A 15,222-nucleotide genomic window follows, 5' to 3' on the forward strand; every position below is an offset into this window, starting at 1 on the left:
AACGACACCAGGTCGGGAATAGAAAATTTTCATGAATTATATTAAAAGTTTAACGCAGCAAAAGCTGTCTCTGCTGCTTGCGTTGTATCTCGGTATCTTACTGAATTTACCGATATTTTATCGCCGCTTTGACGGCTTCTTAACGAAATCCAATATCTCTAACTGGCTCTCTGCAGTGGCGGAAGTGATGGCAGCGGTACTGCTGACTTTCTTCCTGATGCGCTTGCTGTCGCTGGGCGGCAAATGGGTTTACCGCATTCTCGCCACACTCACCGTGGTCATCTCTGTTGCCGCCGCCTATTACATGGCGTTCTTCAACGTGGTGATTGGCTACGGCATTATCGCCTCGGTGATGACCACCGATATCGATCTCTCTAAAGAAGTGATTGGTCTGCATTTCGTGCTGTGGATGGTGCTGGTGAGTGCGCTGCCGCTGCTGCTTATCTGGCGCAATAAGCTTAGCCAGACACTGATTGAACAACTTAAAACGCCTGGCCAACGTCTTAAGCCGGTAGCCGTTATGCTGCTGAGCGTGGCGCTGGTCTGGCTGCCGATTCGCTATTTCGACAAGCTGCAGAAGGTGAATGAAGAGATCACCAACATCGATTTGCCGAGCTATGGCGGCGTGGTGGCGCACTCGTATCTGCCATCCAACTGGATTGCCGCGCTAGGCCTGTTCGCCTGGACCAAAGTTGATGAAGAGTGGGATGGCCAGAAGTTACTCGATCCGGCAAAAGAGTTTACTTACGTCGCGCCTGCGGGCATCGACGATACCTATATGGTGTTTGTGATTGGCGAAACCACGCGCTGGGATCACATGGGCATGCTCGGCTACGATCGTGATACCACGCCGAAGCTGTCGAAAGAGAAGAACCTGGTCGCGTTCCGTGGTGAATCTTGTGATACCGCCACCAAGCTGTCGCTGCGCTGCATGTTCGTGCGCGAAGGCGGCACCATGGATAATCCGGGCCGCACGTTGAAAGAACAAAATGTTTTCGCCGTGTTGAAAGAGCTGGGCTTCACCTCTGAGCTGTTCGCGATGCAGAGCGAAGTGTGGTTCTACGATAACGCTGACACCAATAACTTCTCGTTCCGCGAGCAGATTGGTTCAGAGAAGCGTAATCAGGGCAAAGCGGTCGATGACATGCTGTTAGTGCCGGAGTTGCAGGCATCGTTACAGCGCTTCCCGAAAGGCAAGCACGTGGTGATTCTGCACACCAAAGGCTCGCATTACCTTTATTCACAACGTTATCCGCGAGACTTCGCGCGCTATCAGCCGGAGTGCATGGGCGTTGATGAGAAGTGCAGTAAAGCGCAGTTGATTAACGCCTACGACAACTCGATTTTATACGTGGATACCATGCTGGATAGCGTGCTCGATCAGTTGCGTGATAAGAAGGCGATTGTGTTCTACGCCTCCGATCACGGTGAATCAATCAGCGAGAATATGCACTTGCACGGTACGCCGCGCGAGATGGCGCCACCGGAGCAGTTCCGTGTACCGATGATGGTGTGGGCTTCTGATAAGTATCTTGAAGATCCAACCAACCGCAGCAACTTCGAACGTTTACAGGCGCAGCAGCGCGTGGGTAAAACCCATCGCCATGTTGAGCTGTTCGACACCATCATGGGTTGCCTCGGCTACACCTCGCCGGACGGCGGAATTAAAGACGCAAATAATTGGTGTTCAGCACCAGCGGCCGCGCCTGCTAAAGCGCTGTGATTTTTTGGGGTTGTTGACCGCTGCTTGCTTTCCAGGCGATCAGTTGGGTTTTCGGTAAAAGGCATTGACGCTTTTTTAGCAGCGCAGTAATATGCGCCCCCATCGGCGAGTAGCGCAGCTTGGTAGCGCAACTGGTTTGGGACCAGTGGGTCGGAGGTTCGAATCCTCTCTCGCCGACCATCTTTGAAGAAGCCTGCTTTTATAAGCAGGTTTTTTTTCGTCTGTAATTTGTTGGGTCTTGTGCCGATCAGGCTGAAATACAGGGCCGCTCCGTAAAGTCGCCGTGGACACATCCCTGTGGGCTCTGCCGGCGCATCCCTGCGCCGGAAGCTTTACTCCGCGGCCCTGTATTCCATCCTTCTTCAAACTCCTCTGCATTTTTTTAACAGCAAAACAGAAGCCAACCTGGCGATGGGAAGGCGGCTCGTTTAGCAAAGCGTCCGCCGCAGGGATGCGGCGGTCGAGGCTACAGGGACGTATTCACGCCGACTTTGCGTTCGAGCCGCCTTTCCTGAGCAACGCACCGAGCGAATAGCAAAACCCCTAAATATACCCATTCCATCCCCTAAACCAGCAATACTCACCATTATCTCCACTAACTCCCGCGTACCCCACGCCAAATCGAACCCGCGCGCTTAATTCGCGAAACATTCTTCTTATGACCGGTTTATGCATCATGCTGATTTCTTATGCCATTTCCCTAGCACATTCCGCTGCCTGAACGTCATAACGCACGCAGAATCGTTCAGATATTCAACATTTACCAATAAGTTTTGTGTGTTTTTTAGCGGTGATAATCACTGCTATTTGACTACATAGCCAGATAATCACGCGGCATTGAGCGCTTTATCACCTTTTTTAATTTTGGCTTAGGCTGTGAAGGGTGTTTTTTATCGTTGCTTGCACTTAGTCACACTCTATGTAAATAACCCCACACTGTATTGACGTTCATTGCAACTGTTGACAAATTGATGCGTCAATAAAATGTAGAGAAGGACGTGTCTGACAGATTCCACGGTGCCAGCACAAAAAAATAACCGCTCACATTTTGCTTACTCTTAATTGACCTGCCCGAACCGCATAAAAAAATCAGAGGTCGGGCGACGCACACAACATCACATCACAATGGAGCAAAACATGATCAACTCCCTGGCTAAATCCAGGATGCTGAAGGTCGGTCTCAGCCTGATTGCTATGACCGTTGCCGCTGGTGTCCAGGCGAAAACCCTCGTTTATTGTTCAGAAGGTTCGCCGGAAGGCTTCAACCCGCAGCTCTTCACATCGGGCACCACCTACGACGCAAGCTCGGTACCGATCTACAACCGTCTGGTTGAGTTCAAAACCGGTACCACCGAGCTGCAGCCAGGTCTGGCAGAAAAATGGGATGTCAGCGCGGACGGTAAAACTTATACCTTCCACCTGCGTCAGGGCGTGAAGTGGCAAACCACCAAAGACTTCAAGCCAACCCGCACCTTCAATGCCGATGACGTCGTGTTCTCCTTCGAGCGTCAGCTCGACAAAAACAACAAATATCACGGTGTTTCTGGCGGCAGCTACGAATACTTCGAAGGCATGGACATGCCTAAGCTGATCGCCAAAATCGAAAAAGTTGACGATTACACCGTACGCTTCACGCTGACGCGTCCAGAAGCGCCGTTCATTGCTGACCTCGGCATGGACTTCGCCTCAATTCTGTCAAAAGAGTACGCCGACAATATGCTGAAAGCGGGCACGCCTGAGAAGCTGGACCTCAATCCAGTGGGCACCGGTCCGTTTGTACTGCAGCAGTATCAGAAAGACTCGCGCATTCTGTATAAAGCTAACCCAGACTTCTGGGGCACTAAGCCGAAGATTGATCGCTTAGTGTTCTCCATCACGCCAGATGCCTCTGTGCGTTATGCGAAACTGCAGAAAGGCGAGTGCCAGGTCATGCCATACCCGAACCCGGCCGACATCGCCAGCATGAAGAAAGACGACAAAATTAACCTGATGGAGCAGCCTGGTTTGAACGTCGGTTACCTGTCGTTCAACACCGAGAAAAAGCCGCTGGATAACGTGAAGGTGCGTCAGGCACTGACCATGGCGGTGAACAAACAAGCCATCATTGATGCCGTTTATCAGGGCGCTGGCCAGGCCGCGAAAAACCTGATCCCACCCACCATGTGGGGCTACAACGACGACATCAAAGATTACGCTTACGATCCTGAGAAAGCCAAAGCGCTGCTGAAAGAAGCAGGCATGGCGGATGGTTTCTCCATCGACCTGTGGGCAATGCCGGTTCAGCGTCCATACAACCCGAACGCACGTCGCATGGCGGAAATGGTTCAGGCTGACTGGGCGAAAATTGGCGTGAAAGCCAAAATCGTCACCTTCGAATGGGGCGAGTACCTGAAGCGCGCGAAAGCCGGTGAACACCAGACCGTGATGATGGGCTGGACCGGTGATAATGGGGATCCGGATAACTTCTTCGCCACGCTGTTCAGTTGTGCAGCGGCGAAAGACGGTTCTAACTACTCACGTTGGTGCTACAAGCCGTTTGAAGATCTGATTCAGCCAGCCCGTGCTGAAGCCGATCACAACAAACGTATTGAACTGTACAAACAGGCTCAGGTAGTGATGCATGACCAGGCTCCAGCGCTGATCATCGCTCACTCAACCGTCTACGAGCCAGTGAGTAAGAAAGTCTCTGGTTATGTGGTTGATCCATTAGGTAAACATCACTTCGAAAACGTCGATATCCAGGAATAACCTTTCGGATTATCGCGGTCAGGGCCAGCATTGCTGGCCCTCGGGCGGCACCTTCGCCGCCCGTACTCCGCTCTTTTTTTCCGGCAAATTCTACTAATGAAGCGCTTCTTGCGTCGCGTCCGCCTTCGGCTGACTGCGAGTGTTGAGCAATGTTGTCCCCGGCGGTAACGCTGTGGGAAATGTCAGAGAACCAGGCTTATGCTGCAATTCATACTCCGACGTTTGGGCCTTGTCATCCCAACGTTCATCGGTATCACGTTATTGACCTTCGCGTTTGTCCATTTGATCCCCGGCGATCCGGTACTGATCATGGCTGGCGAACGCGGTATCTCTCCTGAACGTCACGCGCAATTGATGGCGCAGTTTGGCCTCGATCAGCCGATGTGGAAGCAATACATCACCTACATCAACGGCGTCTTACACGGTGACCTCGGCATCTCGCTGAAAAGCCGTATCCCGGTTTGGGACGAATTCGTACCACGCTTCAAAGCTACGCTGGAACTGGGCATCTGCGCCATGTTGTTCGCGGTCGCTGTCGGCATTCCTGTTGGCGTGCTGGCCGCGGTGAAACGCGGCTCGATCTTCGATCACACCGCCGTGGGCATCTCCCTCACCGGTTACTCGATGCCGATTTTCTGGTGGGGCATCATGCTGATCATGCTGGTCTCGGTGCAGTGGAACCTCACGCCGGTCTCCGGGCGCGTCAGCGACACCATCTTCCTCGACGACAGTCATCCGCTCACCGGCTTTATGCTGATCGATACGCTGTTCTGGGGCGAAGAGGGCGATTTTAAAGATGCGGTGATGCACATGATTCTGCCGGCCATCGTGCTCGGCACCATTCCGCTGGCGGTGATCGTGCGTATGACGCGCTCCTCGATGCTGGAAGTGCTGGGTGAAGATTACATCCGTACCGCGCGCGCCAAAGGGCTGACGCGTATGCGTGTGATAGTGGTGCATGCGCTGCGTAACGCCATGCTGCCGGTCGTCACCGTGATTGGTTTGCAGGTTGGTACGCTGCTGGCCGGTGCGATTCTGACCGAAACCATCTTCTCGTGGCCGGGACTCGGTCGCTGGCTGATCGAAGCGCTGCAACGCCGTGACTATCCGGTGGTGCAGGGTGGCGTGTTGCTGGTGGCGATTCTGATCATCGTGGTCAACCTGCTGGTTGATCTGTTGTACGGCGTGGTCAATCCACGTATCCGTCATAAGAAATAAGGGGGAATCATGTCTGCTGTTGATCCCGCAAGCGTAACTGCTGCACCCAAGCCGATGACCCCGTTGCAGGAATTCTGGCACTACTTCAGGCGTAACAAAGGCGCGGTTATCGGCCTGGTTTACATCGTTCTGATGCTGTTAATCGCTATCTTTGCTGATGTGCTGGCACCGCACGCACCGGCTGAGCAATTCCGTGATGCCTTGCTGCATCCGCCAGTTTGGCAGGAAGGCGGCAGCTGGAGCTACATCCTCGGTACCGATGACGTGGGCCGCGATGTGCTGTCGCGCCTGATGTACGGCGCGCGTCTGTCGCTGCTGGTTGGCTGCATGGTCGTCGTGCTGTCGCTGATTCTCGGCGTGATATTTGGCCTGATGGCCGGCTACCTCGGCGGCGTGGTTGACGCCATCATTATGCGTGTGGTCGATATCATGCTGGCGCTGCCAAGCCTGCTGCTGGCATTGGTGCTGGTGGCGATCTTCGGTCCGTCGATCGTCAATGCCTCGCTGGCGATTACCTTCGTCGCCTTGCCGCACTATATCCGTCTGACGCGTGCTGCGGTGCTGGTTGAAGTTAACCGCGACTACGTCACCGCCTCGAGCGTGGCGGGTGCCGGTACCCTGCGCCAGATGTTCATCAATATTCTGCCTAACTGCCTGGCACCGCTGATCGTGCAGGCATCATTAGGTTTCTCCAACGCCATCCTCGATATGGCGGCGTTGGGCTTTCTCGGTATGGGGGCGCAGCCGCCAACGCCGGAGTGGGGCACCATGCTCTCCGACGTGTTGCAGTATGCGCAAAGTGCCTGGTGGGTGGTGACATTCCCTGGAGTGACCATTCTGCTAACGGTTCTGGCATTCAACCTCATGGGCGATGGTTTGCGTGATGCACTCGACCCGAAACTCAAGCAGTAAAGAGGCACCGAGATGGCGTTATTAAATGTAGACAAATTATCGGTGCATTTCGGCGACGAAAAAACACCGTTCCGTGCGGTTGACCGCATCAGCTATCAGGTCGAGCAAGGCCAGGTAGTCGGCATCGTCGGGGAATCCGGTTCCGGTAAATCGGTCAGCTCGCTGGCGATCATGGGCCTGATCGATTATCCCGGCCGCGTGATGGCCGAGAAACTGGAATTCAATCAGCGCGACCTGCAGAAAATCTCCGAAAAAGAGCGCCGCCAGTTGGTGGGCGCCGAAGTAGCGATGATCTTCCAGGACCCGATGACCAGCCTCAACCCTTGCTACACCGTGGGTTTCCAGATCATGGAAGCGCTGAAAGTGCATCAGGGCGGCAGCAAACGTACCCGTCGTCAGCGTGCGATTGATCTGCTCGATCAGGTGGGCATTCCCGACCCGGCATCGCGCCTGGATGTCTATCCGCATCAACTGTCGGGCGGGATGAGCCAGCGCGTGATGATCGCGATGGCGATTGCCTGCAAACCGAAGCTGCTGATCGCCGATGAGCCGACCACCGCGCTCGACGTGACCATTCAGGCGCAAATCATCGAACTGCTGCTGGAGTTGCAGAAGCAGGAGAACATGGCGCTGATCCTGATTACCCACGATCTGGCGCTGGTGGCCGAAGCGGCTCAGCACATCATCGTGATGTATGCCGGACAAGTGGTGGAGAGCGGTAAAGCGGTGGATATCTTCAAAGCGCCGCGTCATCCCTACACACAAGCCTTACTGCGCGCGCTGCCGGAGTTTGCTGCGGACAAAGCGCGTCTGGCCTCGCTGCCTGGCGTGGTGCCGGGTAAATACGACCGCCCAACCGGCTGCCTGTTAAATCCGCGCTGCCCGTATGTGACCGATCGCTGCCGCCGCGAAGAACCGGAGCTGCGCGACATTCCTGGCCGCCAGGCCAAATGTCACTTCCCACTGGATGATGCCGGGAGACCGACTTATGAGTCTTGATAACGATAAGCAGGATTACCTGCTGCAGGCGATTGACCTGAAAAAACACTACCCGGTGAAGAAAGGTCTGTTTGGCCAGGAACGTCTGGTCAAAGCGCTGGATGGCGTCTCGTTCAACCTCGAACGCGGCAAAACGCTGGCGGTGGTGGGTGAATCCGGCTGTGGTAAATCCACGCTGGGCCGCTTGCTGACGATGATTGAAACCCCGACCGAAGGCCAGCTGTTCTGGCACGGTCAGGATCTGTTGAAACACGATCCGCAGGCGCAGAAACTGCGTCGCCAGAAAATTCAGATCGTGTTCCAGAACCCGTATGGCTCGCTCAATCCGCGTAAGAAAATCAGCCAGATTCTGGAAGAGCCGCTGGTGATCAACACCTCGCTGACCAAAGCGGAACGCAAGGAAAAAACGCTGGAGATGATGGCGAAGGTTGGCCTGAAAACCGAGCATTACGATCGCTATCCGCACATGTTCTCGGGCGGCCAGCGTCAGCGTATCGCGATTGCGCGTGGTTTGATGCTCGATCCTGATGTGCTGATCGCCGATGAGCCGGTCTCCGCGCTCGACGTGTCGGTGCGTGCGCAGGTGCTGAATCTGATGATGGATTTGCAGCAGGATTTAGGCTTGTCCTACGTCTTCATCTCGCACGATCTCTCCGTGGTGGAACACATCGCCGATGAGGTGATGGTGATGTATCTCGGCCGCTGTGTTGAGAAGGGCAGCAAAGAGGCGATCTTCAGCAATCCGCGTCATCCTTACACGCAAGCACTGCTGTCGGCGACACCACGCCTCAACCCGGACGATCGCCGCGAGCGCATCAAACTGACGGGCGAGTTGCCAAGCCCGCTCAATCCGCCGCCGGGCTGTGCGTTTAACGCGCGCTGCCGTCGTCGTTTTGGCACCTGCGTTCAGCTGCAGCCAAAACTGAAGCAATATGGCGATCAGCAAATCGCCTGCTTCGCGGTTGATCAGGATGAAAATCAGCCGGTAGGCGTGTCATAAATTACTGCCATAAATGAATCAAGGCTCCTGCGGGAGCCTTTCTTTTTGCTGATTAATACATGAGATAAATTAACGACAAAAAGGGTTACTGCTAAAGCCCTGACAAAAGCATTACGCCACTGCATCTGTGAACAATTGGTCCTGATTAAGATATGTAGCGTAAAGGCAAATTCCTATTTTCATCATCATTGTGTGAGCAATGTCACTGCAGAATAAAATCCATAACTTGCAGCGCAGTACAGGTTTTTCAGTAGCTTAGGTTAAAATCCCCTGCGTGATTATTTCTGTTAATTGATACTAATTAATCTCCGTCCATAAATAACTGCATGCTTTTTGCATTCCCGCTTTTTCAATCTTAAAGATAGAATTATTTTATTGAATGCGCTGTTTTAGTAATCAGATTTGTCTCACCGTCTTTTAATGTGTGTGATATATTCGCGGAAAATTCCCTCCCGCTTTTACAGGCTCTGATCATGAAGAATTACGACGATCTGCAGCGTTTTAAAGAGAAAACGCAGACGCTTGACATCGCTTTTAAGGATATGTCCGGTCAATCGCAGGAAGCCGATCAAAGTCAGTGGGCGTTACTGCGTCAATTGACCACCGAACAAGAGCCTGAATTAGGCAGCGGTCAGCGCATCGATATGCCGCAACCACAGCCGATTCGCGGGGATGAATTCAGCGCACCGCCGGAACCGGCTCAGGCTGCACCCGCCAGCCCGACGCGCGCATCGATTCTCGATAGCCTGAACGCACCTGCCACCGAGCAACCGGAGAGCGGCTCATCGCTGTTTCCGCCCGCGCCGTCGGTTAAGCCGCTCTCCTCTGCGACGCCATTAGCGCCGAAAGCCACGCTGGTCGAGCGCCAGGCGACAACCTCACTGTTTCCACCAGCAAAACCTGCCGTCGCGCCAGTCGCTCAGCCTGCTGCTGTTGCCGCACCGGCAGCTCCCGCGCCAATCGCGCCAGTGCCTGCGCCAACCCTGGCCGCTGCGGTTGAATCGGCACGTCCGGCTGCGCCGGCCCCGTCTCGCTTTGGTGCGCTGTTCCGCTCGCGTCCAGCCGAGCCGGCTAACCTGTCAAAAGAAACACCGTTAAAACCGCTACTGGAGAAGATTGCGCTATGCCGTTAGTTTGTGTGTGCTCGCCAAAAGGGGGAGTAGGGAAAACCACCATGGCGGCCAACCTTGCGTGGAGTCTGGCTCGCGCTGGCAGCAAGGTATTGGCAATCGATTTCGATGTTCAGAACGCCTTGCGCCTGCATTTCGGTGTACCGCTGAATGATGGTCGTGGCTTTGTGGCACGCTCTGAAGATCAGGCTGACTGGAGCCAATCGATTCTGACCACCGGCGGCAATATTTTCGTCATGCCGTATGGCGAGGTGAGCGAAGAGCAGCGTGAACGCTTTGAAGAAAACCTGGTAAAAGATCCCCATTTCCTGAAGCGCGGGCTGGATACGGTGCTGAATTATCCGGGACTGGTGATTATCGCCGATTTTCCTCCCGGTCCGGGTCCGGCGCTTAAAGCAATGCAGGCACTTGCCGATATGCATTTAGTGGTGATGTTAGCGGATACCGCATCGGTCTCTTTGCTGCCGCAAATAGAAAATGACCGCATGATTGGTCGACCGCTGAATAATAAACGTGGTCACTATTTTGTCCTTAACCAGAGCGATAACCGCCGCAATATTAGCCGTGAAGTCACCGCTTTTATGCAGCAGCGCCTGGGTGAGAACTTATTAGGCGTGGTACATCGTGATGAAAGCGTCGCGGAAGCCAATGCCTCGCAACAATCGGTTTATGATTTCAGCCCAGCGTCTGCAGCTGCGTTTGATATCGAATTAGTGGCAAAACGCGTAGCCAATATACTGGATATCACCGTGGGTAACGGCGAAGTTCAGGCACCTTTTCGCAGCCACTATTAATAATGAGGCCGACTCCGGCCACATAATAACAACACAGCTTCTTCAGGGTGAATCATGAGTAAACTCGGGTTTTACCTGCTGCTGCTGGTGCTTGCACCGGTGGCGGCGGTAATCGTCATCACGCCTATGGACAGCCAGAAGCAATATATATTTGGCTTAATCAGCATCGGGATGATGTTTTTACTGGGCTTCAGCAAAAGCCGCAAAATAACCATCGTTATGGTTATCTTATCCGCGCTGATGTCGACCCGATATATCTGGTGGCGTACTACGGAGACGCTGCAATTTAATTCTGAGATTGAAGCGATTCTCGGTATCGGCTTATATCTGGCCGAACTGTATGTCTGGCTGATCTTAATTCTCGGCTTCCTGCAAACCACCTGGCCATTAAAACGCACCATCGAACCTTTGCCGGATGATACCAGCCTGTGGCCGACGGTGGATGTCTATGTTCCGACCTACAACGAAAGCCTCGATGTGGTGCGTGATACCGTGCTGGCGGCGCAGTGTATTGATTACCCGCGCGACAAGCTGAAGGTCTATTTGCTGGATGACGGTAAGCGCAGTGAGTTTGCGGTATTTGCCGCCGATGTAGGCGTGGGTTACATCACCCGTGACGACAATAATCACGCTAAAGCCGGTAACCTCAACCACGCGATGAAGATCACCAAAGGTGAGCTGATTTGCATCTTCGACTGCGATCACGTGGCCACGCGCACCTTCCTGCAGGCGACGGTCGGTCCGTTCCTGAAAGACCCAAAGCTGGCGCTGCTGCAAACCCCGCACTACTTCTATTCGCCGGATCCGTTCGAGCGCAACCTGCGCGCGGCGCGCAGCATCCCGAACGAAGGTTCACTGTTCTACGGCCCGGTGCAGCAGGGCAACGATAACTGGAACGCCACCTTCTTCTGCGGTTCTTGTGCGGTGATTCGCCGTAGCGCGCTGGAAGAGATCGGTGGTTTTGCGGTGGAAACCGTGACCGAAGATGCGCATACCGCGCTGAAAATGCAGCGTCGCGGTTGGGGATCGGCCTTTTTGGCGATTCCGCTGGCGGCCGGTCTGGCGACCGAGCGTCTTGGCCTGCACGTCGTGCAGCGTAACCGCTGGGCGCGCGGCATGACGCAGATCTTCCGCGTTGATAATCCGCTGTTTGGCCGTGGATTGAAGTGGCAGCAGCGTCTGTGCTACCTCAACGCCATGCTGCACTTCCAGTTTGGCTTGCCGCGCGTGGCGTTCCTGACGGCACCGCTGGCCTACCTGCTGTTTAACCTGAATATCATTCATTCGTCAGCCTCGCTGATTTTCGCCTACGTCCTGCCGCATCTGGTGATGTCGCTCTACGTCAACTCGCGAATGAACGGCAAGTTCCGTTACACCTTCTGGGGCGAAATCTACGAAACCGTGATGTGCTTCCACCTCGTCATCCCAACGCTGCTCACCATGCTGGCGCCGAAGCGCGGTAAGTTTAACGTAACGGATAAAGGCGGCCTGCTCGATCAGGGCTTCTTCGACTTCCACATCGTGCGTCCACATGTGATTGTCGCGGTGCTGCTGTCGATCGGCATCATCGCGGGCGTGGTGCGCGCCACCGCGCATGACTACTTTGGCGTTGATCCTTACGTTATTGCGCTCAACGTCGGCTGGGCGGTATTCAGCCTGGTTATCCTGATGGCGGCGATTGCCGTGGCGCGCGAAACCAAGCAGGTGCGTAAAACCATTCGTATTGAGGTGCAGATCCCGGCGGTGATTCACTACGCTAGCGGCATCTCGTCACGCACGAAAACCAGCGATCTGTCGATGGGCGGCGCGCAGCTGGATGCGCCGGACAATCGTCATGAGCACGATGAAATTGAAGAGATCGATCTGCTGCTGAAGTCGGGCACCATCACCATTCCGGTGAACAAAATCTCCGGCGATGAGGAGAGCATCCGTCTGCGCTTTGGCGATATGCCGCTGTCGCGCCGCCGTGAGCTGGTGCGCGTGGTACTGGCGCGTGCCGATGCGTGGATTCAGCCAGAGTATAAGCAAGACAATCCACTGGTTTCGCTTGGCACCATTATTCGTACCGTCTTTGAGCTGTTCTGGCTGACCTGGAAAGATCGCCGTGAGAAGCGTAAGCGTGACAACCAGCCCGCAGTAAAAGAGGACAGCGCTGCATGAAGAATTTGACGCAAAGGTTGCTGGCAAGCTCGCTGGCAACGGCGCTGCTGCTCGCGCCAGCGTGGGCCGAAACCCCGCCAGTCACTCAGGATAGCGCTGCACTTTCAGACGTGCCGCCGCCGCAAGGCATCGAAAGCGCTGCCGATCCGCAGCTGCAACAGGCAGCGGGCGCTGCACCTTATGCGCCAGCGGAAACCGCACCGCAAACCGCTCCCCAAACCGCACCGGAAGCCGCATCGACAACGGAAAACAACGCGCCTGCTGAACCTGCGCCCAGCGAACCTGCTGCCGCACCAGAAATGGTGCTGCCAACGGTAGCGCCAACCGCACCGGCGATGATGCCAGAAACGTCTTCCGTGACGCTTAACCAGCCAATCAGCAGCACCGTTTCGGTGGCGCAAATGGGCCAGCCGCGCGGCATTACGTTGACCGGCGGCCAGCTGCAATCCGGCATCATGTTCACGCTGCCCAGCGATGAAGTGATCACCAACGCGCGTCTTAATCTGTCGCTGCGCGTCTCGGCGGCGCTGGCCGCGCGTAACACCTCGCTGCAGCTGATGCTGAACGGTCAACCGCTTGGCACTTTGCCGCTGGGCTCCAGCGACAGCGATGTCAGCGATTACCAGCTGGATATTCCGGCGGCGATGGTGGTCTCCAGCAATAACCTCAGCTTCAAGATTAACGATGCCGACAAGCTGTTGTGCGAAAAAGAGAGCGCGCAGCAGTATCAGGTGTCGATTTTGCCGAAAACCACGCTGAGCCTCGAAGGCCAGCAGCTGAACATCGGCACCAGCCTGCGTAACTTCCCGCGTCCGTTTATTGATGCGCAGCGCATGACGCCAGCCAGCGTCACCTTTGGGTTTGCCGCCAATGTCGCGCCGGACAGCATCAGCGCCGCTGCGCTGGTGGCATCGTGGATGGGCATTCAGTCGGATTATCGTGGCATCCGTTTCCCGGTGGTGCGCGGCGATCTGCCTGAACACAACGGCATTCTGGTCGGCCATCCGGGCGACAAAATTGGCACCGTAACCTTGCCAGCCACCAGTGGTCCGCTGCTGCAGGTGATCGATAACCCGAACAATCCGGTCTACAAACTGCTGCTGGTGGTGGGCGCAAATGACGATCAGCTACGTCAGGCCGCTAACCGTTTAACCACTCAGCCGCTGGCGACCGATGCCAGCAGCCTTAACGTGCAGCCGCAGCCGATAGGTGAACGTAAGCCGTACGATGCGCCGCGCTGGATCAACACCATGCGCCCGGTGCGTTTGAGCGAACTGCTGCGCAAAGATCAGAGCCTGACCACCACCGGCATCTGGCACGATGCGCTGAGCGTCAACTTCCGCGCGGCGCCGGACCTGTTCCTGTGGGATGGCGACACCATTCCGGTGGAGCTGCACTATCGCTTCCCATCCGAAAGCTGGATTGATGAGGACAACTCGTTCCTCAACGTCATGATTAACGGCACATTCCTGCGCAATCTTACTGTGAATAAAGTCGGTTTGCTGGAGAGCGCCTGGCATCGGCTGGGCGGCGACGCGCGTCAGGAGCATTACACCCTGAAGCTCGAACCGTACCTGATTTACGGTGACAACCAGTTGGCGCTCTACTTCAACATCAAGCCGAAAGCGGATGCGCCGTGTGGCGTGCTGCTGAACAACAACATTAAGAGCCGCATCGAAGAGGATTCGTGGATCGATCTGAGCCACACGCGCCACTTCACCATGCTGCCAAATCTCTCTTACTTTGTTGGCGCTTCGTTCCCGTTCTCGCGTCTGGCGGACTTCTCGCAGACCACGCTGCTGTTGCCGGAACAACCAAGCGATGCGGAGATCGCCACGCTGCTTGATATGGCCTCACGCGCCGGTAACGCTACCGGCGTGCCGCTGCTGCAAAATCAGGTGCTGTTTGGCCTGCCAAACGGCGGCACCAACATGACGCGCCTGCAGCAGAGCGATCTGCTGGCGGTCAGCACCACGCAGAACAACGAGTTCAACCAGGCCATGCTGGCGAACACGCCGTTCGATACCAGCGGCAACACGCTGGGCGTGAAAGAGCCCACCACCTGGGACAAACTGCGTGGCTGGCTGACCGGCGACTGGTATCGCCAGCCGCTGGATGCCGATCGTTACTTCTCCTCCAACGAAGCGTGGCGCGGCTTTGTCAGCTATCGCTCGCCGTGGAACCCGGATCGCTTAGTGGTGATGACGGTGGCGACCAGCGATCAGCAACTGCTGCGCCTGCATGAAGACCTGAATTCTGCACGCATCAACGCCGGGATTCGCGGCGATACCGCCATCATCACCGATGAGAACGGCATTCGCAGTTTCCGCGTTGGCCCGCAATTCCCGAGCGGCGAAATGCCGTGGTACATGATGGTGGTGTGGTATGCCAACCAGCACTCGGTGCTGATGGCGCTGGCGGCGCTGCTGCTTTCAGCGTTGGTCGGCGGCGGTGCATGGGTGATGCTGAAACGTCATGCGTGGCGTCGTCTCAACCCAAAAGTTGATAGCAAGTCCGGCAAGAAGTAAGGATAAAAAC

10 protein-coding genes and 1 tRNA gene are annotated in these 15,222 nt (G+C 55.4%); all 11 read left to right on the forward strand.

What is annotated here, in order from left to right:
- Positions 1-31 precede the first annotated feature (31 nt).
- The gene (eptB, locus tag FCN45_RS00535; protein WP_137384882.1) at positions 32-1,723 is read left to right on the forward strand and encodes a kdo(2)-lipid A phosphoethanolamine 7''-transferase; all 1,692 of its coding nucleotides are present in this window, start codon (positions 32-34) and stop codon (positions 1,721-1,723) included.
- A gap of 103 nt (positions 1,724-1,826) precedes the next feature.
- Positions 1,827-1,903: transfer RNA gene (locus FCN45_RS00540), tRNA-Pro, on the forward strand.
- A 957-nt stretch (positions 1,904-2,860) separates the two neighbouring features.
- Positions 2,861-4,471: a dipeptide ABC transporter periplasmic-binding protein DppA gene (dppA, locus tag FCN45_RS00545; RefSeq protein WP_137384883.1), complete on the forward strand. Its 1,611-nt coding sequence runs from the start codon at positions 2,861-2,863 to the stop codon at positions 4,469-4,471.
- Positions 4,472-4,669: 198 nt separating this feature from the next.
- Positions 4,670-5,689 (forward strand): dipeptide ABC transporter permease DppB, encoded by a 1,020-nt coding sequence (gene dppB / locus FCN45_RS00550; protein WP_110867892.1) that lies wholly within the window; start codon positions 4,670-4,672, stop codon positions 5,687-5,689.
- 9 nt (positions 5,690-5,698) lie between these two features.
- The gene (gene dppC / locus FCN45_RS00555; protein WP_110867893.1) at positions 5,699-6,601 is read left to right on the forward strand and encodes a dipeptide ABC transporter permease DppC; all 903 of its coding nucleotides are present in this window, start codon (positions 5,699-5,701) and stop codon (positions 6,599-6,601) included.
- 12 nt (positions 6,602-6,613) lie between these two features.
- Positions 6,614-7,600 (forward strand): dipeptide ABC transporter ATP-binding protein, encoded by a 987-nt coding sequence (gene dppD, locus FCN45_RS00560; protein WP_008104610.1) that lies wholly within the window; start codon positions 6,614-6,616, stop codon positions 7,598-7,600.
- Positions 7,590-8,600, forward strand: a complete 1,011-nt coding sequence (gene dppF, locus FCN45_RS00565; RefSeq protein ID WP_137384884.1) for a dipeptide ABC transporter ATP-binding subunit DppF — start codon at positions 7,590-7,592, stop codon at positions 8,598-8,600. The genes dppD and dppF overlap by 11 nt, the downstream gene beginning before the upstream one ends.
- Before the next feature lie 473 nt (positions 8,601-9,073).
- Positions 9,074-9,733: a cellulose biosynthesis protein BcsO gene (bcsO, locus tag FCN45_RS00570; protein WP_137384885.1), complete on the forward strand. Its 660-nt coding sequence runs from the start codon at positions 9,074-9,076 to the stop codon at positions 9,731-9,733.
- Positions 9,724-10,524: a cellulose biosynthesis protein BcsQ gene (gene bcsQ / locus FCN45_RS00575; protein WP_101763799.1), complete on the forward strand. Its 801-nt coding sequence runs from the start codon at positions 9,724-9,726 to the stop codon at positions 10,522-10,524. Before bcsO ends, bcsQ begins: the two co-directional genes overlap by 10 nt.
- 54 nt (positions 10,525-10,578) lie before the next feature.
- Positions 10,579-12,684, forward strand: coding sequence for a UDP-forming cellulose synthase catalytic subunit (bcsA, locus tag FCN45_RS00580; RefSeq protein WP_101763798.1), 2,106 nt, complete (start codon positions 10,579-10,581; stop codon positions 12,682-12,684).
- Positions 12,681-15,212 (forward strand): cellulose biosynthesis cyclic di-GMP-binding regulatory protein BcsB, encoded by a 2,532-nt coding sequence (bcsB, locus tag FCN45_RS00585; RefSeq protein ID WP_137384886.1) that lies wholly within the window; start codon positions 12,681-12,683, stop codon positions 15,210-15,212. Before bcsA ends, bcsB begins: the two co-directional genes overlap by 4 nt.
- The last annotated feature ends 10 nt before the right edge of the window (positions 15,213-15,222 follow it).

The sequence above is a fragment of the Pantoea sp. SO10 genome (assembly GCF_005281435.1).
GTDB classification, from domain to species: domain Bacteria; phylum Pseudomonadota; class Gammaproteobacteria; order Enterobacterales; family Enterobacteriaceae; genus Pantoea; species Pantoea leporis.